Raw genomic sequence first — 24,371 nt, 5'->3', positions numbered from 1 at the left:
TGCGCAGCAGCCCCCGGCCTGTCAGCCAAAGGTGACAGTTCCTGGCAGTCGACTGTCAGCCGATGGCAGTGTTTGGCAGTCCTTGCTACCCTCGCCAGGTCCTTCATCCGGTGCTGTCATGCTAGCTGCTTCCCATCCCGCGATCCTCGCGCTGGTGTCCTACCTCGAACACGATATGCTCCCCAGCATCGTGCTGGACACCGACTACAACATCCTGGCCGCCAATGCCGCCTACCGTCGCCAGTTTGGCAACGCGGAGCAGGCGCCGATCGGCGAAAAATGCCACCGAGTCTCGCACCACTATGCCGTGCCCTGCGACCAGGCAGGAGAACATTGCCCTCTGCGCAAGTCGCTGGACAGCAAGGTGCCGGAACGCGTGCTGCATATCCATCACACCCCGCGAGGGCCGGAACATGTGGATGTGGAACTGCGCCCGATCCTCGATGACGAGGGTAGGGTAGTAGCCTTCGTCGAGCGCCTGACCAGCGTCACCCTGGCGTCGGCTCAACCTCAACAGCAGGGGTTGGTTGGCCGAGCACCTGCCTTCAAGGCCGCCGTGGCCAGTTTGCAGCGCGCGGCGCCTGCACAAATTCCTGTATTGCTCCAGGGTGAATCCGGCACCGGCAAGGAACTGTTCGCCCGTGCCTTGCACCTGGGCAGCCCACGCGCCAACGGCCCCCTGGTAGTGGTGGACTGCACCGGGCTGACCGAGTCGTTGTTCGAGAGTGAACTGTTCGGCTATGAGAAAGGTGCCTTCACCGGCGCGACTCAACGCAAGATCGGTCTGGCCGAAGCCGCTCACGGTGGCACGCTGTTCCTCGATGAGATCGGTGAGGTACCGCTGGCCATGCAGGTGAAATTGCTGCGCTTGATCGAGTCCGGCAGCTTTCGCCCGGTCGGCAGCACACGCACGGTCCATTCAGATTTTCGCCTGGTCTCAGCCACACACAAACCACTGAAAGAGATGGCTGCAGAAGGGACCTTCCGCGAAGACCTCTATTACCGCATCAGCGGCTTCCCGATCCGCTTGCCATCACTGCGCGAACGGGTCGAAGACTTGCCATTACTTTGTGAAAGTCTGCTGCAAAGAATGGCCGGCAAGCAGTCACCAACGCTTACGCCTGAGGCGCTCGAGCGGCTGAACCTGCACACCTTTCCAGGCAACATCCGCGAACTCAGGAATATTCTGGAGCGCGCTCGGCTGTTCACGGATGACGGCCTGATCCGTCCTGAGCACCTTCCAGAGGATATGTACTCGGCCGCAAAGCCGGCAGGTTCGCGAGGGCGGGGCAGGAATGAGATGGCCGATCTGGCCCATGCCTTGGAAACCTTCAATGGCTCCCGTAGCGAGCTGGCAGATCATCTCGGGATGAGCGAACGCACGTTGTACCGTCGGCTGAAGGCACTGGGAATCTCATAGTTCCACGTGGAACATTTGTGCAGACAAAAAAAAGCCAATCCCTAGGGATTGGCTTTTTTGTACCGCCCGCGAATCAGAAGTCCAGGTTGGACACCGACAACGCGTTGCTCTCGATGAAGTCACGGCGTGGCTCCACCGCATCACCCATCAGGGTGTTGAACAGCTGGTCGGCGGCGATCGCGTCCTCGATGGTCACCTTGAGCATACGGCGCACGGTCGGGTCCATGGTGGTTTCCCACAGCTGGTCCGGGTTCATTTCACCCAGCCCTTTGTATCGCTGGATGGTATGACGCTTGGTACTTTCGTTCATCAGCCAGTCCAGGCCTTCCTTGAACTCAGTGACCGCCTTGCGACGCTCGCCACGCTGAACGTAGGCACCTTCGCCGAGCAAGGTGCCAAGCTTGGCGCCCAGGTTGACCACCGAGCGGTAGTCGTTGCTGCCGAAGAACTCACGGTTGAAGGTGACGTAGCTGGCCAGGCCGTGGGAAGTGATCTCCACTTCAGGCAGCCAGATGTTGCGCTCCTTGTCTTCGCGCAGGCTGGTCACATAGCTGAGACCGGACTTCTGGCTGTTGTTCAGGCGCTCCTGGAACTTGCTCAGCCAGACCTGCATGACGGCATGGTTGGCCAGTTGCTCCTGAGTGACTTCTGGCAGGTAGATGAAGTGTTCGGTGAGCTCTTCCGGGTACAGGCGCGACAGACGCTTCAGGGTCTTCATCACGGCACGGAACTCGTTCACCAACGACTCGAGCTGCACGCCCGAAACCGCTGGCGCAGACTCGTCCAAGTGCAGGCTGGCATCTTCCAGGGCCGATTGGGTCATGTATTCTTCCATGGCCTCGTCGTCCTTGATGTACTGCTCCTGCTTGCCCTTCTTCACCTTGTACAGCGGCGGCTGGGCGATATAGATGTAGCCACGCTCGACCAGCTCCGGCAACTGACGGAAGAAGAAGGTCAGCAGCAGGGTACGGATGTGCGAACCGTCGACGTCAGCATCGGTCATGATGATGATGTTGTGATAACGCAGCTTGTCGATGTTGTACTCTTCACGGCCGATGCCACAGCCCAGCGCGGTGATCAGCGTACCGACCTCCTGCGAGGAGATCATCTTGTCGAAGCGTGCCTTCTCGACGTTGAGGATCTTGCCCTTGAGCGGCAGGATCGCCTGGGTACGGCGGTTACGACCTTGCTTGGCCGAACCACCCGCGGAGTCACCCTCCACCAGGTACAGTTCGGAAAGGGCAGGGTCCTTCTCCTGGCAGTCGGCCAGCTTGCCTGGCAGGCCGGCGATGTCCAGGGCACCTTTTCGGCGGGTCATCTCGCGTGCTTTACGCGCCGCTTCACGGGCACGGGCAGCGTCGATCATCTTGCCGACCACGGCCTTGGCTTCGTTGGGGTTCTCCAACAGGAAGTCGGCGAAGTACTTATTCATCTCCTGTTCCACGGCGGTTTTTACCTCCGAGGAAACCAGCTTGTCCTTGGTCTGCGAGCTGAACTTTGGGTCCGGCACCTTGACCGAAATGATCGCGGTCAAACCTTCACGCGCGTCGTCACCGGTGGTGGCAACCTTGTTCTTCTTCGCCAGGCCTTCCTGCTCGATGTAGCTGTTCAGGCTACGGGTGAGCGAGGAACGGAAACCAACCAGGTGAGTACCACCGTCGCGTTGGGGAATGTTGTTGGTGAAGCACAGCAGGTTCTCGTTGAAGCTGTCGTTCCATTGCAGGGCGACTTCGACACCCACGCCATCGTCACGCTGGACGTTGAAGTGGAAGACCTGGGAGTTGACCGGGGTCTTGTTGGTGTTCAGATATTCAACAAAAGCACGCAGGCCGCCTTCATACTTGAAGAACTCTTCCTTGCCGCTGCGCTCATCCTTCAGCAGGATGCCGACACCAGAGTTCAGGAACGACAGCTCGCGAATACGCTTGGCGAGGATGTCCCAGCTGAAATGGATGTTCTTGAAGGTTTCAGCCGAAGGCTTGAAGTGAATGTGGGTACCGGTGGTTTCACTTTCACCCACCACGGCCATCGGTGCTTGTGGAACACCGTGGACATAAGTCTGTTCCCAGATCTTGCCACTTCGGCGAACGGTAAGTACCAACTTCTCGGACAGGGCGTTCACCACCGAAACACCTACACCGTGCAGACCGCCGGAAACCTTGTAGGAATTGTCGTCGAACTTACCGCCGGCGTGCAGCACGGTCATGATGACCTCGGCTGCGGATACGCCTTCTTCTTTATGCACGTCGACCGGAATGCCACGACCGTTGTCACGGACGCTGATGGATTCGTCGGTGTGAATGATGACGGTGATGTCATCGCAGTGCCCGGCCAGGGCTTCGTCGATCGAGTTGTCGACCACCTCGAACACCATGTGGTGCAGGCCGCTGCCGTCATCGGTGTCGCCAATGTACATGCCGGGACGCTTGCGTACGGCATCCAGCCCTTTCAGCACCTTGATGCTGGAGGAGTCGTACGTTTGATTTTCGCTCATGCCTTCACTCCCGATGGTCGTGGGTCTGGGTGATACGGCCCTGTTCCACGTGGAACAAAGCGACTGGCGTTTCCGTCTGCCAGCCTTCCCTCAGAAATTCGTGGTCTACACAGGTGATGAATACCTGGCAGTTCAATTCTTCAAGCAAGCGGCACAGGGCGCGGCGATGCTGTTCGTCCAACTCGGACGGCAAGTCATCCACCAGATAAATACACTGACCGCGGCGAACCTGGCTGACCAGGTGCCCTTGGGCAATCCGCAGGGCGCACACCACCAGCTTCTGCTGACCCCGCGAGAGAATGTCAGCCGCGTTGTTCGCACCCAATCGAAGGCGCAGATCAGCACGTTGAGGTCCGGCTTGGGTGTGCCCCATCTGCTGGTCACGGAGGAGAGAGGTCGCGAGGACTTCGTTGAGTTCCCGGTCCTTGTCCCAGCCTCGGTAGTAGCTCAGGGTCAGCCCGTCCAGTTCGACCAGCTCGCTCAGGGTTTGCTCGAAGACAGGCTTCAAGGCCTTGATGTAATTGCGACGGTATTCATCTATCTCCGCACTGGCGAGGCATAACTCCCGATCCCAGGCGGCTTGCGAAACGGCGTCAAGTGTACCATGCCGCAGCCATGAGTTCCGCTGCCGCAGGGCCTTCTGCAGGCGCTGCCAGGTCGCCATGAAACGGGGTTCCACGTGGAACACGCCCCAATCGAGGAACTGCCGCCGTACTTTGGGGGCGCCCTCGAGCAGGCGGAAACTGTCCGGGTTGATCAACTGCAGTGGCAGCATCTCGGCCAGCTGCGCCGCGCTGCGCGCATTCTGTCCGTCGATACGGATAGTGAACTCCCCCTGACGCTCCCGGGATACCCCGAGATTGCTGGTACCACCCTCAGCCAACTCGACCTGGCCAAATACCGTGCAGGTTTGCTGCTCGTACTGGATGACCGGGTTCAAGCGGGTGCTGCGAAATGACCGAGCAAGACCAAGCAGGTGCACGGCTTCGAGCACGCTGGTCTTGCCGCTGCCATTGGCGCCGTAAAGGATGTTGATGCGGGGAGAGGGTGAGAGGGTCACCGGGTGCAGGTTGCGCACCGCGGTGACCGAAAGACGTCGAAGGGACATGTCGCCTGCTATGGGTTACAGACGCATCGGCATGACAACGTAGGACGAGTCGTCATTGCCAGCTTCCTGCAGCAGGGCACTGCTGTTGGAGTCCGACAGAATCAGGCGAACCTGTTCAGTAGTCATGACGCCCAGCACGTCCAGCAGGTAGCTGACGTTGAAACCGATCTCCAGCGAGCTGCCGTTGTAGTCGACGCTGATTTCTTCTTCCGCTTCTTCCTGCTCCGGGTTGTTGGCCTGGATCTTCAGCTGGCCAGCAGCCAGTTGCAGACGGATACCGCGGTACTTCTCGTTGGACAGAATCGCGGTACGGCTGAACGCTTCGCGCAGCGCCTGACGATCGCCGATTACCAGCTTGTCGCCGCCCTTGGGCAATACACGCTCGTAGTCCGGGAATTTGCCATCGACCAGCTTGGAGGTGAAGGTGAACTCACCGGTGGTGGCACGAATGTGGTGCTGGCCCAGGACAATGCTGACCGTGCCTTCCGGATCGGTCAGCAGGCGCGCCAGCTCGAGGATACCTTTGCGTGGCACGATGACCTGGTGGCGATCAGCCTGGTCGATCGGTGCCTGCATGGCACACAGCGCCAAGCGGTGGCCGTCGGTGGCCACGGCACGCAGGGTACCGGGGGACACTTCCAGCAACATGCCGTTGAGGTAGTAGCGCACGTCTTGCTGGGCCATCGCGAAGCTGGTGCGCTCGATCAGGCGGCGCAGTTTGCTCTGCTCCAGTTGGCAGGTCAGCGAGCCGGGGCCTTCTTCGACAGTCGGGAAGTCATTGGCCGGCAGGGTGGACAGGGTGAAACGGCTGCGACCGGCCTTGACCAGCAGCTTCTGCTCATCGACCTTGATATCGATCAGCACATCGCTGGGCAGACTTTTGCAGATGTCCATCAGCTTGCGCGCCGGAACGGTGATTTCGCCCGGCTCCGCAGGCTCTTCCAGTTGAACGCGGCCAACCAGTTCGACTTCCAGGTCGGTACCGGTCAACGACAACTGCTGGCCTTGCACGACCAGCAGGACGTTGGACAGGACCGGCAAGGTCTGGCGGCGCTCGACGACACCGGCGACCAGTTGCAGGGGTTTCAACAGGGCTTCGCGTTGAATGGTGAAATGCATGGTCTAGTCCCTTGCCTTCAATTAGCTGCGCAGACGGCCATCAGGTCGTCAGCGTGCGCAGCAGGTTCTTGTAGTCCTCGCGGATGTCCGCGTCGGATTCCTTCAATTCGTTGATCTTGCGACAGGCGTGCAGCACGGTGGTGTGGTCGCGGCCGCCGAACATGTCGCCGATCTCCGGCAGACTGTGGTTGGTCAGCTCTTTCGACAACGCCATGGCCACCTGGCGTGGGCGCGCCACCGAGCGCGACCGACGTTTGGACAGCAGATCGGAGATCTTGATCTTGTAGTACTCGGCCACGGTGCGCTGAATGTTATCCACACTGACCAGCTTGTCCTGCAGCGCCAGCAGATCCTTGAGCGATTCACGGATCAGCTCGATGGTGATATCGCGGCCCATGAAGTGCGAGTGGGCAATTACCCGCTTCAGGGCACCTTCGAGTTCACGCACGTTGGAGCGGATGCGCTGGGCGATAAAGAACGCGGCGTCGTGCGGCAGTTCGACCTTGGCCTGGTCGGCCTTCTTCATCAGGATCGCCACGCGGGTTTCCAGCTCCGGCGGCTCGACGGCCACCGTCAGTCCCCAGCCGAAACGCGACTTCAGGCGCTCTTCCAGGCCTTCGATTTCCTTCGGGTAGCGGTCACTGGTGAGGATCACCTGCTGGCCACCTTCGAGCAGGGCGTTGAAGGTGTGGAAAAACTCCTCCTGCGAACGCTCCTTGCGGGCGAAGAACTGGATGTCATCGATGAGCAGTGCGTCGACCGAGCGGTAGAAGCGCTTGAACTCGTTGATGGCGTTGAGCTGCAGTGCCTTGACCATGTCGGCGACGAAACGCTCGGAATGCAGGTAGACCACCTTTGCATTCGGGTTCTTCTTGAGCAGGTGGTTACCCACAGCGTGCATCAAGTGCGTCTTACCCAAGCCGACACCGCCATAAAGGAAGAGCGGGTTGTAGCCGTGCTTGGGGTTGTCGGCGACCTGCCAGGCGGCGGCGCGCGCCAGTTGGTTCGACTTGCCTTCCACGAAGGTTTCGAAGGTGAAGGTGCGGTTCAGGTAGCTGGTGTGCTTGAGTGCCCCTTCAACCTGCACGGTGCGCTGTTCGGTACGGCCGCTGGCTGCGGGCGCCGAACCCGTATCGCTCATGCTGTCGAAGCTGTCCCGGCTGGACGGCTCTTCTACCTCACTCAGCACAGGCTCAGCCACCGGCACGACGATGGGTTCGCTCGGAACCACGATCTGCGCGGCGTGTTGTGTCTGCTGCGCCATGGTCGCTGCGACCGCTGCGCTGACTGGCGCGTTCGGGGCGGCGCGCGGTGCCGAGCTGCGGCGGCTGCCTATTAATAGAGACAGAGCGGGCGCGAGGCCATTGCCGTGTTCGCCCAGCAGCTCGAGCAGACGACCCAGGTACTTTTCGTTGACCCAGTCGAGCACGAAGCGGTTTGGCGCATAGACGCGCAACTCGTCGCCTTCGGCTTCGACCTGTAGCGGACGGATCCAGGTGTTGAATTGCTGGGCAGGCAGTTCATCGCGCAGAAGCTCCACGCACTGCTGCCAAAGTTCCACTGACACGGATATCCCCTGAGTTGAAAGCCGGATGAGGCAAAAACAAACCGCCATTGTACCGGGCGGACGACCAGTTATCCACACGTGGCAGCACCAGACACAGGGGCTGACACGCCAAAAAAAGACAGAAATGACACTCTACACTGTGAATAAGCCCTGTGGATAAACGCCATTGAGGGCTATGCACAACCCTGGGTTCTGATCTGTGGATAATTCACCTGTGGATAAACAGCTTATTGCTGCACAGGTTTTACCCATGCCCGGCACAAGCAGAGCACCTGTTACCGACAAGGTTGTGAATCTCTGTACATGGCGATAATTGTGGCCTTGAGATGGTTATCCACAGATGGTTGTCCACATAAGCTCTATAAGTTCTTCAGAAAAGCTTTTTATATGCCTCTATCTTTTTTTCATGTTGGTGTCTCTTGTCCGTGTCATCAAGCAAAACCCGGCAACAGGTTCGTCATGACCTTCCATAAGGAAAGGCTGGTTGGAAATTGACCTATTGGCTTGCTTTCTCTAGAATCGCCGATCTCTTAAAAAGGGGGCCCATCCGGCCCGTTGTCGACCAACCCAGGTAACACGCCATGAAACGTACTTTCCAACCAAGCACCATCAAGCGCGCCCGCACCCACGGTTTCCGTGCCCGTATGGCTACCAAGAACGGCCGTGCTGTTCTGTCGCGTCGCCGTGCCAAAGGCCGTAAGCGTCTGGCAATTTGATTTTTCGGCACAGGTGGTGAGTCAGGACTTCAGTCGGGACAAGCGACTGCTTACACCCCGGCACTTCAAAGCGGTCTTCGACTCCCCAACCGGCAAGGTTCCAGGGAAAAACCTGCTTATCCTTGCCCGCGAGAACGGCCTCGATCATCCACGCCTCGGCCTGGTGATCGGCAAGAAGAGCGTCAAGCTCGCCGTTCAACGCAATCGCCTGAAACGCCTGATGCGTGATTCGTTCCGCCTCAACCAGCAAATGCTGGCAGGGCTGGATATCGTGATCGTCGCGCGCAAGGGGTTGGGCGAAGTGGAAAACCCAGAATTGCACCAACACTTTGGCAAGCTCTGGAAGCGACTGGTCCGCAGTCGGCCCTCTCCAGCGGTCGCCGATTCCGCAGGGGTAGACAGTCACAATGCGTAAACTGGCCCTCGTTCCGATCCAGTTCTACCGTTATGCCATCAGTCCACTGATGGCCAGTCACTGTCGTTTCTATCCCAGCTGTTCCTGTTACGCCTATGAAGCCATCGAAAACCATGGCCTCTTGCGTGGTGGGTGGCTGGCCGTTCGTCGCCTGGGGCGTTGTCATCCGTGGAACGACGGCGGTTTCGATCCCGTTCCACCTGCTCCTTCCTCCCGAACTTCTTCGATAGCCGAGTAATCATGGATATTAAACGCACGATCCTGATCGTCGCCCTGGCAATCGTGTCCTACGTCATGGTCCTCAAGTGGAACCAGGACTACGGCCAGGCTGCCCTGCCGACTCAGAATACTGCTGCCAGCACCGCCAACGCGTCCTTGCCGGACAGCGTGCCCGCCGGCAACAACGGCGCGAACGCTGATTTGCCGAGCGTCAATGCGCAAAACGGCACCACCGGCCTGGCTCCGGCGCCAGTTGCGGTCAGCAAGGACCTGATTCAGGTCAAGACCGATGTCCTGAACCTGGCTATCGACCCGGTTGGCGGCGATATCGTCCAACTGACCCTGCCCAAGTTCCCGCGTCGCCAGGACCACCCAGAGATTCCGTTCCAGCTGTTCGATAACGGCGGCGAGCGTGTCTACCTGGCACAGAGTGGCCTGATCGGCACCGACGGCCCGGACCGCGCTAGCGGCCGACCGCTGTACGCCACCGAGCAGAAGAGCTACCAGCTGGCCGATGGCCAGGACCAACTGGTGGTCGACCTGAAGTTCAGCGAGAACGGCGTCAACTACATCAAGCGCTTCAGCTTGAAGCGCGGCGAGTACGACCTGACCGTCAGCTACCTGATCGATAACCAGAGCGCCCAGGCCTGGAGCGGCAACATGTTTGCCCAGCTCAAGCGTGACGCCAGCTCCGATCCGTCGTCGAGCACCGCCACGGGTACTGCTACCTACCTGGGCGCCGCCCTGTGGACAGCTTCTGAGCCGTACAAGAAAGTGTCGATGAAGGACATGGACAAGGGCGGCCTGCAGGAAAACGTCGCTGGCGGCTGGGTCGCCTGGCTGCAGCACTACTTCGTGACCGCCTGGATCCCGAGCAAGTCGGACAACAATGCCGTCCAGACCCGCAAGGACAGCCAGGGCAACTACATCATCGGCTACACCGGCCCTGCGCTTAACGTCCCTGCCGGCGGCAAGGTCGAAACCAGCGCCATGCTGTATGCCGGCCCGAAGATCCAGTCCAAGCTCAAGGAGTTGTCCCCAGGCCTGGAACTGACCGTCGACTACGGCTTCCTGTGGTTCATCGCCCAGCCGATCTTCTGGCTGCTGCAACATATCCACAGCCTGCTGGGCAACTGGGGTTGGTCGATCATCGTCCTGACCATGCTCATCAAGGGCCTGTTCTTCCCGCTGTCGGCCGCCAGCTACCGCTCGATGGCGCGTATGCGCGCCGTAGCGCCGAAGCTTGCCCAGCTCAAGGAACGCTTCGGTGACGATCGCCAGAAGATGTCCCAGGCGATGATGGAGCTGTACAAGAAAGAGAAGATCAACCCGCTGGGCGGCTGCCTGCCGATCCTGGTGCAGATGCCGGTGTTCCTGGCCCTGTACTGGGTACTGCTGGAAAGCGTCGAGATGCGCCAGGCCCCATGGATGCTGTGGATCACCGACCTGTCGATCAAGGATCCATTCTTCATCCTGCCGATCATCATGGGTGCCACCATGTTCATCCAGCAGCGCCTGAACCCGACGCCGCCGGATCCGATGCAGGCGAAGGTCATGAAAATGATGCCGATCATCTTCACCTTCTTCTTCCTGTGGTTCCCGGCCGGTCTGGTGCTGTACTGGGTTGTGAACAACTGCCTGTCGATCGCACAGCAGTGGTACATCACCCGTAGCATCGAAGCGGCCACCAAAAAAGCTGCCGCTTGACGGGCAACCCGGTTTGCCTGTGAATAAAAACGCCCCCTAGTGGGGCGTTTTTGCTATCTGACGAATTCGTTGTAGAGGCTTTCGAGCATGAATACTGTGCGTGAAACCATTGCCGCCATCGCCACCGCCCAGGGCCGGGGTGGGGTTGGTATCGTCCGCTTGTCCGGGCCGTTGGCCAGCCAGGCCGGGCTGGCCATCACAGGCCGCACGCTGACGCCGCGGCACGCCCACTACGGCCCGTTCCGTGATGCCGATGGCCTGGTCCTCGATGAAGGTATTGCCTTGTTCTTCCCGGGCCCGAACTCGTTCACCGGTGAGGATGTGCTGGAACTGCAGGGCCATGGCGGCCCGGTGGTGATGGACATGCTGTTGCAGCGTTGCCTGCAGTTGGGCTGCCGCCTGGCACGGCCTGGCGAGTTCAGCGAGCGTGCGTTCCTCAACGACAAGCTCGATCTGGCCCAGGCCGAAGCCATTGCCGACCTGATCGAAGCCAGTTCCACCCAGGCTGCCCGAAACGCCTTGCGTTCGCTGCAAGGAGCGTTCTCCAAGCGCGTGCACGGGCTGACCGAGGCGTTGATCGCCTTGCGCATCTACGTCGAGGCGGCGATCGACTTCCCTGAGGAAGAGATCGACTTTCTCGCTGACGGCCATGTGTTGCGCATGCTCGATGATGTGCGCAGCGAGTTGTCCACAGTGCAGCGTGAGGCCGGGCAAGGTGCCCTGTTGCGCGATGGCATGACCGTGGTCATCGCCGGCCGTCCGAATGCAGGCAAATCCAGCCTGCTCAACCAGCTGGCCGGGCGCGAGGCAGCGATCGTCACCGATATCGCCGGCACCACCCGGGATATTCTGCGTGAACATATCCACATCGATGGGATGCCGCTGCATGTGGTCGACACTGCGGGCTTGCGCGACACCGACGATCATGTGGAAAAGATCGGGGTGGAAAGGGCGCTCAAGGCCATCGGCGAAGCTGATCGTGTGCTGCTGGTGGTCGATTCGACCGCTCCGGAAGCCAGTGATCCCTTCGCGCTGTGGCCGGAGTTCCTCGATCAGCGCCCAGATGTGGCAAAGGTGACGCTCATCCGTAACAAGGCTGACCTGAGTGGTGAAGGCGTTGGTATGGAAAAGAGCGACGACGGCCACGTGACCATCACCCTGAGCGCCCGCGAGAGTGACATGGGCCTGGACCTGCTGCGTGACCACCTCAAGGCCTGCATGGGTTACGAACAGACTGCGGAGAGCAGCTTCAGCGCCCGTCGCCGGCACCTGGAAGCGCTGCGCCAGGCCAGCGAGCACCTGGAGCATGGTCGGGCGCAGTTGACCCTGGCTGGCGCGGGAGAACTGTTGGCAGAAGATCTGCGCCAGGCGCAGCAGGCGTTGGGGGAAATCACCGGAGCGTTCAGTTCGGATGACTTGCTTGGCAGGATCTTCTCGAGCTTCTGCATCGGCAAGTAGCCCGCAGCTGCGCGATATCGAGGCCGCTCCCGACTGGAGCGGCTTTTTTTTGCCTGTGATTTACAGCTCTGCGCGTTGCATGACACCGGCGATGCCGGTGATCTCGGGTAAACCCGCTCCTACAGGGATGCATTTCATCAACAGATACAAAACGTCGCTCAGGAGCTCTGTGGAAAACTCACCATCAGCTCCGTTGATAAGTGGCCTTTTTTTCTGAGGACAAACCCACCTGTGGGTAAGCGATACTTTAATCCACAGGTTACACGCCGTTATCCATAACCCTCAGGCCCACTACAACACAGGGTTATGATTCCTGCAAAGGCACGTAGAATTTGGGCTCAAGCTACTTATCCACATGTGGATAGGTGCCTAAACATAAACATAAAAACAAAGCTTTTATAAATTTTTCCTCTTTGTTTACTTTTGCCTGCCACTCATCCACAGCCTGGTCAAATTTTGCTCAGAAGGTTCCTTTGAGGGGGGGGAAGTCCCTATACTTGTCCGCTTACCTTCTCTATTCGCAAAAACAGGCACGAGGTGCGTGGTGGATTTCCCTTCCCGTTTTGAAGTGATCGTCATCGGCGGCGGCCATGCCGGTACCGAGGCTGCGCTTGCGTCCGCACGCATGGGTGTGAAGACCCTGCTGCTGACCCATAACGTGGAAACCCTCGGTCACATGAGCTGCAACCCGGCTATCGGTGGCATCGGCAAGAGCCACCTGGTCAAGGAGATCGATGCGCTCGGCGGCGCCATGGCGCTGGCAACCGACAAGAGCGGCATCCAGTTCCGCGTTCTGAACAACCGCAAGGGCCCAGCCGTGCGCGCCACCCGTGCACAGGCCGACCGCGCCATCTACAAGGCTGTGGTGCGTGAGATCCTGGAAAACCAGCCGAACCTGTGGATATTCCAGCAGTCGTGCGATGACCTGATCGTCGAGCAGGACCAGGTCAAGGGTGTGGTCACGCAAATGGGCTTGCGTTTCTTCGCCGACTCGGTGGTGCTGACCAGCGGCACCTTCCTCGGTGGACTTATCCACATCGGTCTGCAGAATTACTCCGGTGGCCGCGCCGGCGATCCGCCCGCCAACGCCCTGGCCCAGCGCATGCGTGAACTGCCGCTGCGCGTCGGCCGGCTGAAAACCGGCACCCCGCCGCGTATCGATGGCCGTTCGGTGGACTTCTCGGTGATGACCGAACAACCGGGCGACACGCCGATCCCAGTGATGTCGTTCATGGGCAACGCCGAGATGCACCCGCGCCAGGTGAGCTGCTGGATCACCCACACCAACGCCCGCACCCACGAGATCATTGCCTCGAACCTCGACCGTTCGCCGATGTACTCGGGCGTGATCGAAGGTATTGGCCCGCGCTACTGCCCCTCGATCGAAGACAAGATCCATCGCTTCGCCGACAAGGAAAGCCACCAGGTGTTCATCGAGCCGGAAGGCCTGACCACCCATGAGCTGTACCCCAACGGTATTTCGACTTCGCTGCCGTTCGATGTGCAACTGGAGATCGTGCGCTCGATCCGCGGCATGGAGAACGCCCACATCGTGCGCCCGGGCTATGCCATCGAGTACGACTACTTCGACCCCCGCGACCTGAAGTACAGCCTCGAGACCAAGGTCATCGGCGGTCTGTTCTTCGCTGGCCAGATCAACGGCACCACCGGTTACGAAGAAGCCGGCGCCCAGGGCCTGCTGGCCGGCACCAACGCCGCGCTGCGTGCGCAGGGCCGTGAAAGCTGGTGTCCACGTCGCGACGAGGCCTACATCGGTGTACTGGTCGATGACCTGATCACCCTGGGCACCCAAGAGCCCTACCGGATGTTCACTTCGCGTGCCGAATACCGTTTGATCCTGCGCGAGGACAATGCCGACCTGCGCCTGACCGAGAAAGGCCGTGAGCTGGGCCTGATCGACGACGCCCGCTGGGCGGCCTTCTGTGCCAAGCGCGAGGGTATCGAGCGTGAAGAACAGCGCCTGAAGAGCACCTGGGTTCGCCCAGGTACGCCGCAAGGCCAGGCCGTTGTGGATAAGTTCGGCACCCCATTGGCGCATGAATACAGCCTGCTGAACCTGCTTGCCCGTCCAGAAGTCGACTACGCTGGGCTGATCGAGGCCACGGGGGGCGAGGTCATCGATCCACAGGTCGCCGAGCAGGTCGAGATCAAGACCAAGTACGCCGGTTACATCGACCGCCAGCAGGAAGAGATCGCCCGTCTGCGCGCCAGCGAAGACACGCGCCTGCCTGTGGATATCGACTACACCACGATTTCCGGCCTGTCCAAGGAGATCCAGGGCAAGCTCGGGCAGACCCGTCCGGAAACCCTGGGCCAGGCTTCGCGCATCCCGGGCGTCACCCCGGCGGCGATTTCCCTGTTGCTGATTCACTTGAAAAAACGCGGCGCAGGCCGCGAATTGGAGCAAAGCGCTTGAGTTCCCTGGTCACCCCGCAACACGCCGAAGAGTTGTCCACAGGTGCGCGCCAGCTCGGTGTCGAGCTGAGCGCGCAGCAGCACGAACTGCTGCTGGGTTACCTGGCCCTGTTGATCAAATGGAACAAGGCCTACAACCTGACCGCGGTGCGCGACCCGGACGAGATGGTCTCGCGCCACCTGCTCGACAGCCTGAGTGTCATGCCGTTTATCCACAATGACACCCAACGCTGGCTGGATGTGGGCAGCGGCGGCGGCATGCCGGGCATCCCGCTGGCCATCCTGCATCCGCACAAGCAGGTGACCGTGCTCGACAGCAACGGCAAGAAGACGCGCTTCCTGACGCAAGTGAAGATGGAACTGAAACTGGACAACCTCACGGTTATCCACAGCCGGGTGGAAGAGGTCCAGCCCGAGCAGCCGTTCTGCGGGATCATCTCCCGCGCCTTCAGCAGCATGGAGAATTTCACCAACTGGACCCGCCACCTGGGTGACAGCCGCACGCAATGGCTTGCAATGAAGGGGCTGCATCCTGCCGATGAACTGGTAGCATTGCCCGCAGACTTCACAGTGGAAAGCGAGCAGGCCCTGACCGTTCCAGGTTGCCAGGGCCAGCGCCATCTGCTGATACTGCGCCGCAAGGCATGACTGGGAACACACGCAACAATGGCTAAGGTATTCGCAATCGCGAACCAGAAAGGTGGTGTGGGCAAGACCACCACCTGCATCAATCTCGCCGCATCGCTGGCCGCGACCAAGCGTCGCGTGCTGCTGATCGACCTCGATCCACAGGGCAACGCCACCATGGGCAGCGGTGTGGATAAACACGAGCTCGAGCACTCGGTGTACGACCTGCTCATCGGGGAATGCGACCTGGCCCAGGCCATGCACTATTCCGAGCACGGCGGTTACCAGCTGTTGCCGGCCAACCGCGACCTGACCGCCGCGGAAGTGGTCCTGCTGGAGATGCAGATGAAGGAGAGCCGCCTGCGTAACGCGCTGGCGCCGATCCGCGAGAACTACGACTACATCCTCATCGACTGCCCACCGTCGCTGTCGATGCTGACGCTCAACGCCCTGGTCGCCTCCGATGGCGTGATCATTCCCATGCAGTGCGAGTACTACGCACTGGAAGGTCTCAGCGACCTTGTGGATAACATCAAGCGCATCGCCGCCCGGTTGAACCCGGAGCTGAAGATCGAAGGCCTGCTGCGGACCATGTACGACCCGCGCCTGAGCCTGAACAACGATGTTTCGGCCCAGCTCAAGGAACACTTCGGCGACCAGCTCTACGACACGGTGATCCCGCGCAACATCCGCCTGGCCGAGGCGCCGAGCTTCGGCATGCCGGCCCTGGCCTACGACAAGCAATCCCGTGGCGCGCTCGCCTACCTGGCCCTGGCCGGGGAACTGGTGCGCCGCCAGCGCCGTCCATCACGCATTGCACAAACAACTTAAGGAATCCGCATGGCCATCAAGAAACGCGGTCTCGGACGTGGGTTGGATGCACTGCTCAGTGGTCCTTCCGTCAGCGCGCTCGAGGCGCAGGCTGTCAAGATCGACCAGAAAGAACTGCAACAGCTGCCGGTCGAGCTGATCCAGCGCGGCAAGTACCAGCCGCGCCGCGACATGGATCCCGAGGCGCTGGAAGAACTGGCGCATTCGATCCGCACCCATGGCGTCATGCAACCGATCGTGGTGCGCCCGATCGGCGACAACCGCTACGAGATCATCGCTGGTGAGCGCCGCTGGCGCGCCACGCAGCAGGCCGGCCTGGACACCGTCCCGGCCATGGTCCGCGAAGTGCCCGACGAAGCCGCCATCGCCATGGCGCTGATCGAGAACATCCAGCGCGAGGACCTCAACCCGCTGGAAGAGGCGCTTGCCCTGCAGCGCCTGCAGCAAGAGTTCGAGCTTACGCAACAGCAAGTGGCCGACGCCGTCGGCAAGTCGCGGGTGACCGTGGCCAACCTGCTGCGCCTGATCTCGCTGCCCGAGGCGATCAAGACCATGCTTGCCCACGGTGACCTGGAGATGGGCCACGCCCGCGCCTTGCTCGGCCTCGAGGAAGATCGCCAGGAAGAAGGGGCGCGTCATGTTGTCGCACGCGGCCTCACCGTGCGCCAAACCGAGGCACTGGTGCGCCAGTGGCTCAACGGCAAGCCTGAGCCGGTCGAAGCGAGCAAACCAGATCCGGATATCGCGCGCCTCGAACAGCGTCTGGCAGAGCGGCTGGGCTCGGCGGTGCAAATTCGCCATGGCAACAAGGGCAAGGGCCAGTTGGTTATTCGCTACAACTCGCTTGACGAGTTGCAAGGTGTGCTTGCTCACATCCGCTGAAACAATTCCCGTTGTAGCGCGCAGTCGGAAATCACTACCGAAGAGTTGAATAGGGGTTAATCCACCCCTATACTCTGCGCGCATTTTGTCGGCACAAATTATGCCAAGTCATTGCTGACTAGGCGGTCGACTTTCGAGGAGCAGTTGTGATGGAAATCCGCACGCCAAACCGCCTGCCTTTCCATCGCTGGGCGGTTTTTCCGGTACTGCTGGCTCAATTTGTCGTGCTGCTGCTGGCAACGTTGGTGTTGTGGCAGTGGAAAGGGGTGGTCAGTGGATATTCAGGTCTCTGCGGAGGGCTGATTGCCTGGCTGCCCAATGTGTATTTCGCCTGGAAGGCTTTTCGCTTCAGCGGAGCCCGGGCGGCGCAGGCCATCGTCAAGTCGTTCTACGCTGGCGAGGCAGGCAAGATGATTTTGACGGCAGTGCTGTTTGCACTGACCTTCGCAGGAGTGAAGCCATTGGCGCCGTTGGCAGTATTCGGCGTCTTCGTGCTGACCCTTTTGGTCAGCTGGTTCGCGCCCCTGCTGATGAATAAAAGACTTTCGAGACCTTAGGGCGTTTGAGGCAACCATGGCAGCAGAAACCGCTTCGGGCTATATCCAGCACCACTTGCAGAACCTGACCTACGGTCAACTACCAGACGGCAGCTGGGGCTTCGCCCATTCGGCTGCAGAAGCCAAGGCAATGGGCTTCTGGGCGTTCCACGTGGACACCCTCGGCTGGTCCGTTGCGCTGGGTCTGATCTTCCTGTTCATCTTCCGCATGGCGGCCAAGAAGGCGACTTCCGGCCAACCGAGCGGTCTGCAGAACTTCGTGGAAGTGCTGGTGGACTTCGTCCACGGCAGTGTCAAGGACTCGTTCCACGGCCGTAGCCCGGTAATTGCTCCGCTGGCACTGACCATCTTCGTCTGGGTCTTCCTGATGAACGCCATCGACCTGGTACCGGTCGACTGGATTCCTCAGCTGGCGATCCTGATCTCCGGTGATCCGCACATTCCGTTCCGTGCTGTATCGACCACCGACCCGAACGCCACGCTGGCCATGGCCTTCAGCGTCTTCGCCCTGATCATCTTCTACAGCATCAAGGTCAAGGGCCTGGGCGGCTTCCTTGGCGAACTGACCCTGCACCCGTTCGGCAGCAAGAACATCTTCGTTCAGATCCTGCTGATCCCGGTGAACTTCCTGCTCGAATTCGTCACCCTGATCGCCAAGCCGATCTCGCTGGCCCTGCGTCTGTTCGGCAACATGTACGCCGGCGAGCTGGTGTTCATCCTGATCGCCGTGATGTTCGGCGCCGGCATCCTCTGGCTCAGCGGCCTGGGTGTGGTGCTGCAGTGGGCGTGGGCGGTGTTCCACATCCTGATCATCACCCTGCAAGCCTTCATCTTCATGATGCTGACCATCGTCTACCTGTCGATGGCTCACGAAGATAACCATTAAGACCGCCTGGCGTGTCTGATAGCCTTCCCCGCCCGTTTGGGGGGAGGGCTTAAAATGTCCGCAAGGGCAGCTGTACCAAACGATTTGTTTTACCGCTTCAAACTAAAAACCTAACCAATACGACGTAAAAGTCGGGAGGAAAGATGGAAACTGTAGTTGGTCTGACCGCTATCGCTGTTGCTCTGCTGATCGGCCTGGGTGCTCTGGGTACCGCCATTGGTTTCGGCCTGCTGGGCGGCAAGTTCCTGGAAGGCGCTGCTCGTCAACCAGAAATGGTTCCGATGCTGCAGGTCAAAATGTTCATCGTTGCCGGTCTGCTCGACGCCGTCACCATGATCGGTGTTGGTATCGCTCTGTTCTTCACCTTCGCGAACCCCTTCGTTGGTCAGATCGCCGGCTAATCACTCGTTCTTACGAGTTGATTGGTGTGATGGACAAAGACCGAGCGAGGTGTTGGCGTGAACATTAATGCAACCCTGATTGGCCAATCCGTTGCTTTCCTGATTTTTGTACTCTTCTGCATGAAGTACGTATGGCCTCCGGTCATCACTGCCCTGCAAGAGCGCCAAAAGAAGATTGCCGACGGCTTGGACGCTGCCAACCGCGCAGCTCGCGACCTGGAGCTGGCCCAAGAGAAAGCGGGTCAGCAACTGCGTGAAGCGAAGGCACAGGCAGCCGAAATCATTGAGCAAAGCAAGAAACGCGCTGCTCAGCTTGTCGAGGAAGCCCGTGAACAGGCCCGCGTCGAAGCTGACCGTGTGAAGGCTCAGGCTCAAGCCGAGATCGAACAGGAACTGAACAGCGTCAAAGACGCCCTGCGTGCCCAAGTGGGTGCCCTGGCCGTTGGCGGTGCTGAAAAGATCCTTGGCGCCACAATCGATCAAAACGCGCATGCGGAGCTGGTTAACAAACTGGCCGCTGAAATTTAAGCGAGGGCGATCATGGCAGAACTGACCACGTTGGCCCGACCTTACGCTAAGGCTGCCTTCGAGCATGCCCAGGCCCATCAGCAACTGGCCAATTGGTCAGCCATGCTCGGCCTGGCTGCTGCGGTGTCGCAAGACGACACCATGCAGCGCCTGCTCAAGGCCCCGCAACTGACTAGCGCAGAAAAGGCCGCCGCATTCATTGAAGTGTGCGGTGACAAGTTTGACGCTAAGGCACAGAATTTCATTCATGTTGCCGCGGAAAACGAACGTCTCCTGCTTCTGCCGGAGATTTCGACTCTGTTCGACCTGTACAAGGCCGAGCAAGAGAAGTCCGTGGACGTGGAAGTCACCAGTGCTTTTGCGTTGAACCAAGAACAGCAAGACAAACTCGCCAAGGTTCTCAGTGCACGGTTAGGCCAGGAAGTGCGCCTGCACGCGTCGGAGGATGCCAGCCTGATCGGCGGCGTCGTCATCCGCGCTGGCGACCTGGTAATCGACGGTTCGGTTCGCGGGAAAATCGCGAAACTGGCCGAAGCCTTGAAATCTTGAGTTTGAAGGGGCAGCAGAGCAATGCAGCAACTCAATCCTTCCGAAATTAGTGAAATCATCAAGGGCCGCATCGACAACCTCGATGTCGGCTCCCAAGCCCGTAACGAAGGTACCGTCGTTTCGGTTTCCGACGGCATCGTGCGGATCCACGGTCTGGCCGACGTCATGTACGGCGAAATGATCGAGTTCCCTGGCAGCGTATTCGGCATGGCACTGAACCTGGAGCAAGACTCCGTAGGTGCAGTGATCCTGGGTGCCTATGACACCCTCGCCGAAGGCATGAGCGCCAAGTGCACCGGTCGCATCCTGGAAGTTCCGGTTGGTAAGGAACTGCTGGGTCGCGTCGTCGACGCACTGGGTAACCCGATCGACGGCAAAGGTCCTCTGGGCAACACCCAGACCGACGCGGTCGAGAAAGTGGCTCCAGGCGTGATCTGGCGTAAGTCGGTAGACCAGCCTGTACAGACTGGCTACAAGTCCGTCGACGCCATGATCCCTGTCGGCCGTGGCCAGCGCGAGCTGATCATCGGTGACCGTCAGATCGGCAAGACCGCCATGGCCATCGACGCCATCATCAACCAGAAAGACTCCGGTATTTTCTGTGTTTATGTTGCAGTCGGCCAAAAGCGCTCCACCGTTGCCAACATCGTTCGCAAGCTGGAAGAAGCCGGTGCCCTGGCCAACACCATCGTGGTCGTTGCCAGTGCTTCGGAATCCGCCGCACTGCAGTTCCTGGCGCCATACGCCGGCTGCACCATGGGCGAATTCTTCCGTGACCGCGGTGAAGACGCGCTGATCGTTTACGATGACCTGTCCAAGCAGGCCGTTGCCTACCGTCAGATCTCCCTGCTGCTGCGCCGTCCACCAGGACGTGAAGCGTACCCAGGCGACGTGTTCTATCTCCACTCCCGTCTGCTGGAGCGTGCATCGCGCGTTTCCGAAGAGTACGTCGAGAAGTTCACCAACGGTGCCGTAACCGGCAAGACTGGCTCGCTGACCGCTCTGCCGATCATCGAAACCCAGGCTGGCGACGTTTCCGCGTTCGTTCCGACCAACGTGATCTCGATCACCGACGGTCAGATCTTCCTGGAATCGGCCATGTTCAACGCAGGCATCCGTCCTGCCGTTAACGCCGGTGTGTCGGTATCCCGTGTTGGTGGCGCCGCCCAGACCAAGATCATCAAGAAGCTGTCCGGTGGTATCCGTACCGCTCTGGCTCAGTACCGTGAACTGGCGGCATTCGCCCAGTTCGCTTCTGACCTGGACGAGGCTACCCGCAAGCAGCTGGAGCATGGTCAGCGCGTTACCGAGCTGATGAAGCAGAAGCAGTACGCGCCAATGTCGATCGCCGACATGGCCCTGTCGCTGTACGCCGCTGAGCGTGGCTTCCTGACCGACGTAGAAGTCGCCAAGGTCGGTAGCTTCGAGCAAGCTCTGATCGCCTACTTCAACCGTGATCACGCCGAACTGATGGCGAAGATCAACGTGAAGGGTGACTTCAACGACGAAATCGACGCTGGCATGAAAGCCGGTATCGAGAAGTTCAAGGCCACCCAGACCTGGTAAGCCGCAGCGGGGGCTGCGGCCCCCGCTTGCTAACCTGATAGGTGATACATGGCAGGCGCAAAAGAGATTCGCAGTAAGATTGCGAGCATCAAAAGCACGCAAAAAATTACCAGCGCCATGGAGAAAGTGGCGGTAAGCAAGATGCGCAAGGCACAAATGCGCATGGCTGCTAGCCGTCCTTACGCGGAGCGTATCCGCCAGGTGATCGGTCATCTGGCCAACGCCAACCCGGAATACCGCCACCCGTTCATGATCGAGCGCCCTGTGAAGCGCGCCGGTTATATCGTGGTGAGCAGTGACCGTGGTCTGTGCGGTGGCTTGAACACCAACCTGTTCAAGGCCCTGGTCAAGGACATGAACGAAAACCGCGAACAGGGCGTGGAAATCGACCTGTGCGTGATCGGCAGCAAGGGTGCGACTTTCTTCCGCATCTTTGGCGGCAACGTCGTAGCCGCGATCAGCCACCTGGGCGAAGAGCCATCGATCAACGATCTGATTGGCTCCGTCAAAGTGATGCTGGACGCCTACCTGGACGGCCGTATCGATCGCCTCTCGGTGGTTTCGAACAAGTTCATCAACACCATGACCCAAAAACCGACGGTAGAGCAGTTGGTACCGTTGGTGGCAACCCCGGATCAGGAACTCAAGCACCACTGGGACTACCTGTACGAACCCGACGCAAAAGAGCTGCTGGACGGCTTGATGGTGCGTTACGTGGAGTCGCAGGTTTACCAGGCGGTGGTCGAGAACAACGCTGCTGAACAAGCGGCCCGGATGATCGCCATGAAGAACGCCACAGACAACGCCGGTGATTTGATCAAAGAGCTTCAGTTGATCTACAACAAGGCGCGTCAGGCTGCGATCACCCAGGAGATCTCGGAAATCGTCGGCGGCGCTGCCGCGGTTTAACGGTTCAAAAATTCAGAGGATCCAGCTATGAGTAGCGGACGTATCGTTCAAATCATCGGCGCCGTCATCGACGTGGAATTCCCACGTGACGCCGTGCCGAGTGTTTACAACGCGCTGAAAGTACAAGGCGCGGAAACCACCCTGGAAGTTCAGCAGCAGCTGGGCGACGGCGTGGTTCGTACCATTGCGATGGGCTCGACCGAAGGTCTGAAGCGCGGTCTGGATGTCGTCGACACCAAGGCTGCCATCTCGGTACCTGTCGGCAAGGCAACCCTGGGCCGCATCATGGACGTCCTGGGCAACCCGATCGACGAAGCCGGCCCAATCGGCGAAGAAGAGCGTCGCGGTATCCACCAGCCAGCGCCTTCGTTCTCTGACCAGGCAGGCGGCAACGACCTGCTGGAAACCGGCATCAAGGTTATCGACCTGGTCTGCCCGTTCGCCAAGGGCGGTAAGGTTGGCCTGTTCGGTGGTGCCGGTGTCGGCAAGACCGTGAACATGATGGAACTGATCCGTAACATCGCCATGGAACACAGCGGTTACTCCGTGTTCGCTGGTGTGGGTGAGCGTACTCGTGAGGGTAACGACTTCTACCACGAGATGAAGGACTCCAACGTTCTCGACAAGGTAGCGCTGGTCTACGGTCAGATGAACGAGCCACCAGGAAACCGTCTGCGCGTAGCGCTGACCGGCCTGACCATGGCTGAGAAGTTCCGTGACGAAGGTAACGACGTTCTGCTGTTCGTCGACAACATCTATCGTTACACCCTGGCCGGTACCGAAGTATCCGCACTGCTGGGCCGTATGCCTTCGGCAGTAGGTTACCAGCCGACCCTGGCCGAAGAGATGGGCGTTCTGCAAGAGCGCATCACTTCGACCAAGGAAGGTTCGATCACCTCCGTCCAGGCCGTATACGTACCTGCGGACGACCTGACCGACCCGTCGCCAGCGACTACCTTCGCCCACTTGGACGCCACCGTCGTTCTGTCCCGTGACATTGCTTCCCTGGGTATCTACCCAGCGGTCGACCCACTGGACTCGACTTCGCGCCAGCTGGACCCGAACGTGATCGGTACCGAGCACTACGAGACCGCTCGTGGCGTTCAGTATGTTCTGCAGCGCTACAAAGAGCTGAAGGACATCATCGCGATCCTGGGTATGGACGAACTGTCCGAAGCCGACAAGCAACTGGTTGCCCGCGCTCGTAAGATCCAGCGCTTCCTGTCGCAGCCGTTCTTCGTGGCCGAAGTCTTCACCGGCTCGCCAGGCAAGTACGTTTCGCTCAAGGACACCATCGCTGGCTTCAGCGGCATCCTCAAAGGTGACTACGACCACCTGCCAGAACAAGCGTTCTACATGGTCGGCAGCATCGACGAAGCGATCGAGAAAGCCAAGAAACTGTAATCCCGGCGCCCCGCAAGGGGCGCTTTTCAGGTTGAGGCAAGCAGATGGCTATGACAGTCCATTGCGATATCGTCAGCGCGGAAGGAGAGATCTTCTCCGGCCTGGTCGAGATGGTAGTAGCGCACGGCAACCTGGGCGATCTGGGTATCGCTCCAGGCCACGCGCCGCTGATCACCAATCTCAAGCCAGGTCCGATCACGCTGACCAAGCAAGGTGGCGATCGTGAGGTGTTCTACATCTCCGGTGGCTTCCTCGAAGTGCAGCCGAACATGGTCAAGGTTCTTGCCGACACCGTGCAGCGTGCTGCCGACCTGGACGAAGCTCAGGCTCAGGAAGCCCTCAAGGCTGCCGAGAACGCCCTGAATGCGAAAAGCTCGGACTTCGACTACGGCGCTGCTGCCGCACGTCTGGCCGAGGCTGCAGCTCAGTTGCGCACTGTCCAGCAATTGCGCAAAGGCAAGTAATCTGGCTTTGGCCGGTCACTTCCATTGCGATTGAGTTAAAGGGTAGCCTCGGCTACCCTTTTTCTTTTTCTGAAATTCCCTCTTCGGTCACGTCCCTGACCGCCCAGG

23 protein-coding genes are annotated in these 24,371 nt (G+C 59.8%); 19 read left to right on the top strand and 4 right to left on the bottom strand.

Translation table 11 applies throughout. The annotated features are described in order from the left end of the window. Positions 1-118: 118 nt before the first annotated feature. A complete protein-coding gene (locus tag NGM28_RS09640) occupies positions 119-1,420 on the top strand; it encodes a sigma-54 interaction domain-containing protein (protein WP_240064174.1) in 1,302 nt (433 codons plus the stop codon). A gap of 73 nt (positions 1,421-1,493) precedes the next feature. On the opposite strand, the gene gyrB is transcribed toward NGM28_RS09640, so the two are convergent. From gyrB to dnaA, 4 genes are read right to left on the bottom strand one after another with little or no spacing between them, the layout of a single operon-like run. Continuing rightward, positions 1,494-3,914 carry a DNA topoisomerase (ATP-hydrolyzing) subunit B gene (gene gyrB / locus NGM28_RS09635; RefSeq protein ID WP_252089901.1) on the bottom strand — a complete coding sequence of 807 codons (2,421 nt, stop codon included), beginning with the start codon at positions 3,912-3,914 and terminating at the stop codon, positions 1,494-1,496. 4 nt (positions 3,915-3,918) lie between these two features. After that, positions 3,919-5,022, bottom strand: coding sequence for a DNA replication/repair protein RecF (gene recF, locus NGM28_RS09630; RefSeq protein WP_240064176.1), 1,104 nt, complete (start codon positions 5,020-5,022; stop codon positions 3,919-3,921). A 15-nt stretch (positions 5,023-5,037) separates the two neighbouring features. Beyond that, positions 5,038-6,141 carry a DNA polymerase III subunit beta gene (gene dnaN / locus NGM28_RS09625; RefSeq protein ID WP_248918080.1) on the bottom strand — a complete coding sequence of 368 codons (1,104 nt, stop codon included), beginning with the start codon at positions 6,139-6,141 and terminating at the stop codon, positions 5,038-5,040. 40 nt (positions 6,142-6,181) lie between these two features. After that, positions 6,182-7,708, bottom strand: coding sequence for a chromosomal replication initiator protein DnaA (gene dnaA / locus NGM28_RS09620; protein WP_240064177.1), 1,527 nt, complete (start codon positions 7,706-7,708; stop codon positions 6,182-6,184). Positions 7,709-8,289: 581 nt separating this feature from the next. On the opposite strand from dnaA, the gene rpmH reads away from it, so the two are divergent. The 18 genes from rpmH to NGM28_RS09530 all read left to right on the top strand — a co-directional run bounded on the left by rpmH (position 8,290) and on the right by NGM28_RS09530 (position 24,263). Next, entirely contained in the window at positions 8,290-8,424 is a 135-nt protein-coding gene (gene rpmH / locus NGM28_RS09615; RefSeq protein WP_003253163.1) for a 50S ribosomal protein L34, read from the top strand. 13 nt (positions 8,425-8,437) lie between these two features. Continuing rightward, positions 8,438-8,839: a ribonuclease P protein component gene (gene rnpA / locus NGM28_RS09610; protein WP_011536515.1), complete on the top strand. Its 402-nt coding sequence runs from the start codon at positions 8,438-8,440 to the stop codon at positions 8,837-8,839. Continuing rightward, entirely contained in the window at positions 8,832-9,077 is a 246-nt protein-coding gene (gene yidD / locus NGM28_RS09605) for a membrane protein insertion efficiency factor YidD (protein WP_011536514.1), read from the top strand. The genes rnpA and yidD overlap by 8 nt, the downstream gene beginning before the upstream one ends. Before the next feature lie 2 nt (positions 9,078-9,079). Further along, a complete protein-coding gene (gene yidC / locus NGM28_RS09600; RefSeq protein WP_011536513.1) occupies positions 9,080-10,765 on the top strand; it encodes a membrane protein insertase YidC in 1,686 nt (561 codons plus the stop codon). Positions 10,766-10,852: 87 nt separating this feature from the next. Next, complete coding sequence (gene mnmE, locus NGM28_RS09595; protein ID WP_240064179.1) at positions 10,853-12,223, top strand: tRNA uridine-5-carboxymethylaminomethyl(34) synthesis GTPase MnmE; 1,371 nt, start codon at positions 10,853-10,855, stop codon at positions 12,221-12,223. A 544-nt stretch (positions 12,224-12,767) separates the two neighbouring features. Continuing rightward, positions 12,768-14,660, top strand: a complete 1,893-nt coding sequence (mnmG, locus tag NGM28_RS09590) for a tRNA uridine-5-carboxymethylaminomethyl(34) synthesis enzyme MnmG (RefSeq protein ID WP_240064180.1) — start codon at positions 12,768-12,770, stop codon at positions 14,658-14,660. Beyond that, positions 14,657-15,307, top strand: a complete 651-nt coding sequence (gene rsmG / locus NGM28_RS09585; RefSeq protein WP_011536510.1) for a 16S rRNA (guanine(527)-N(7))-methyltransferase RsmG — start codon at positions 14,657-14,659, stop codon at positions 15,305-15,307. The genes mnmG and rsmG overlap by 4 nt, the downstream gene beginning before the upstream one ends. A gap of 18 nt (positions 15,308-15,325) precedes the next feature. Next, positions 15,326-16,117, top strand: coding sequence for a ParA family protein (locus NGM28_RS09580; protein ID WP_011536509.1), 792 nt, complete (start codon positions 15,326-15,328; stop codon positions 16,115-16,117). A 9-nt stretch (positions 16,118-16,126) separates the two neighbouring features. Continuing rightward, positions 16,127-16,999, top strand: a complete 873-nt coding sequence (locus NGM28_RS09575; RefSeq protein WP_011536508.1) for a ParB/RepB/Spo0J family partition protein — start codon at positions 16,127-16,129, stop codon at positions 16,997-16,999. A gap of 149 nt (positions 17,000-17,148) precedes the next feature. Next, positions 17,149-17,556 carry a F0F1 ATP synthase subunit I gene (locus NGM28_RS09570; protein ID WP_011536507.1) on the top strand — a complete coding sequence of 136 codons (408 nt, stop codon included), beginning with the start codon at positions 17,149-17,151 and terminating at the stop codon, positions 17,554-17,556. Between the two features lie 16 nt (positions 17,557-17,572). Then, the gene (gene atpB, locus NGM28_RS09565; RefSeq protein ID WP_240064181.1) at positions 17,573-18,442 is read left to right on the top strand and encodes a F0F1 ATP synthase subunit A; all 870 of its coding nucleotides are present in this window, start codon (positions 17,573-17,575) and stop codon (positions 18,440-18,442) included. A gap of 143 nt (positions 18,443-18,585) precedes the next feature. Next, positions 18,586-18,843 carry a F0F1 ATP synthase subunit C gene (gene atpE / locus NGM28_RS09560; protein ID WP_003097235.1) on the top strand — a complete coding sequence of 86 codons (258 nt, stop codon included), beginning with the start codon at positions 18,586-18,588 and terminating at the stop codon, positions 18,841-18,843. 57 nt (positions 18,844-18,900) lie between these two features. Continuing rightward, a complete protein-coding gene (locus tag NGM28_RS09555; protein ID WP_023383136.1) occupies positions 18,901-19,371 on the top strand; it encodes a F0F1 ATP synthase subunit B in 471 nt (156 codons plus the stop codon). A gap of 12 nt (positions 19,372-19,383) precedes the next feature. Beyond that, positions 19,384-19,920 (top strand): F0F1 ATP synthase subunit delta, encoded by a 537-nt coding sequence (locus NGM28_RS09550; RefSeq protein WP_023628561.1) that lies wholly within the window; start codon positions 19,384-19,386, stop codon positions 19,918-19,920. Positions 19,921-19,941: 21 nt separating this feature from the next. Continuing rightward, on the top strand, positions 19,942-21,486 hold the full coding sequence (atpA, locus tag NGM28_RS09545; RefSeq protein WP_050707597.1) for a F0F1 ATP synthase subunit alpha: 1,545 nt from the start codon (positions 19,942-19,944) through the stop codon (positions 21,484-21,486). A gap of 48 nt (positions 21,487-21,534) precedes the next feature. Further along, positions 21,535-22,395, top strand: coding sequence for a F0F1 ATP synthase subunit gamma (gene atpG, locus NGM28_RS09540; RefSeq protein WP_028690020.1), 861 nt, complete (start codon positions 21,535-21,537; stop codon positions 22,393-22,395). A 27-nt stretch (positions 22,396-22,422) separates the two neighbouring features. Beyond that, complete coding sequence (gene atpD / locus NGM28_RS09535) at positions 22,423-23,799, top strand: F0F1 ATP synthase subunit beta (protein ID WP_028690019.1); 1,377 nt, start codon at positions 22,423-22,425, stop codon at positions 23,797-23,799. Between the two features lie 44 nt (positions 23,800-23,843). Continuing rightward, on the top strand, positions 23,844-24,263 hold the full coding sequence (locus NGM28_RS09530; protein ID WP_011536500.1) for a F0F1 ATP synthase subunit epsilon: 420 nt from the start codon (positions 23,844-23,846) through the stop codon (positions 24,261-24,263). The last annotated feature ends 108 nt before the right edge of the window (positions 24,264-24,371 follow it).

Source organism: Pseudomonas sp. MWU13-3659 (assembly GCF_023757525.1).
GTDB classification, from domain to species: domain Bacteria; phylum Pseudomonadota; class Gammaproteobacteria; order Pseudomonadales; family Pseudomonadaceae; genus Aquipseudomonas; species Aquipseudomonas entomophila_E.
This window is presented reverse-complemented; position numbering and strand designations above follow the sequence as displayed.

Excerpts from the sequence above, each read along its gene's own strand:
- NGM28_RS09640 (WP_240064174.1), top strand. The coding sequence starts at position 119 with ATGCTAGCTGCTTCCCATCCCGCGATCCTCGCGCTGGTGTCCTACCTC.
- gyrB (WP_252089901.1), bottom strand. The coding sequence starts at position 3,914 with ATGAGCGAAAATCAAACGTACGACTCCTCCAGCATCAAGGTGCTGAAA.
- recF (WP_240064176.1), bottom strand. The coding sequence starts at position 5,022 with ATGTCCCTTCGACGTCTTTCGGTCACCGCGGTGCGCAACCTGCACCCG.
- dnaN (WP_248918080.1), bottom strand. The coding sequence starts at position 6,141 with ATGCATTTCACCATTCAACGCGAAGCCCTGTTGAAACCCCTGCAACTG.
- rpmH (WP_003253163.1), top strand. The coding sequence starts at position 8,290 with ATGAAACGTACTTTCCAACCAAGCACCATCAAGCGCGCCCGCACCCAC.
- yidD (WP_011536514.1), top strand. The coding sequence starts at position 8,832 with ATGCGTAAACTGGCCCTCGTTCCGATCCAGTTCTACCGTTATGCCATC.
- yidC (WP_011536513.1), top strand. The coding sequence starts at position 9,080 with ATGGATATTAAACGCACGATCCTGATCGTCGCCCTGGCAATCGTGTCC.
- mnmE (WP_240064179.1), top strand. The coding sequence starts at position 10,853 with ATGAATACTGTGCGTGAAACCATTGCCGCCATCGCCACCGCCCAGGGC.
- NGM28_RS09580 (WP_011536509.1), top strand. The coding sequence starts at position 15,326 with ATGGCTAAGGTATTCGCAATCGCGAACCAGAAAGGTGGTGTGGGCAAG.
- NGM28_RS09575 (WP_011536508.1), top strand. The coding sequence starts at position 16,127 with ATGGCCATCAAGAAACGCGGTCTCGGACGTGGGTTGGATGCACTGCTC.
- NGM28_RS09570 (WP_011536507.1), top strand. The coding sequence starts at position 17,149 with ATGGAAATCCGCACGCCAAACCGCCTGCCTTTCCATCGCTGGGCGGTT.
- atpB (WP_240064181.1), top strand. The coding sequence starts at position 17,573 with ATGGCAGCAGAAACCGCTTCGGGCTATATCCAGCACCACTTGCAGAAC.
- atpE (WP_003097235.1), top strand. The coding sequence starts at position 18,586 with ATGGAAACTGTAGTTGGTCTGACCGCTATCGCTGTTGCTCTGCTGATC.
- NGM28_RS09550 (WP_023628561.1), top strand. The coding sequence starts at position 19,384 with ATGGCAGAACTGACCACGTTGGCCCGACCTTACGCTAAGGCTGCCTTC.
- atpA (WP_050707597.1), top strand. The coding sequence starts at position 19,942 with ATGCAGCAACTCAATCCTTCCGAAATTAGTGAAATCATCAAGGGCCGC.
- atpG (WP_028690020.1), top strand. The coding sequence starts at position 21,535 with ATGGCAGGCGCAAAAGAGATTCGCAGTAAGATTGCGAGCATCAAAAGC.
- atpD (WP_028690019.1), top strand. The coding sequence starts at position 22,423 with ATGAGTAGCGGACGTATCGTTCAAATCATCGGCGCCGTCATCGACGTG.
- NGM28_RS09530 (WP_011536500.1), top strand. The coding sequence starts at position 23,844 with ATGGCTATGACAGTCCATTGCGATATCGTCAGCGCGGAAGGAGAGATC.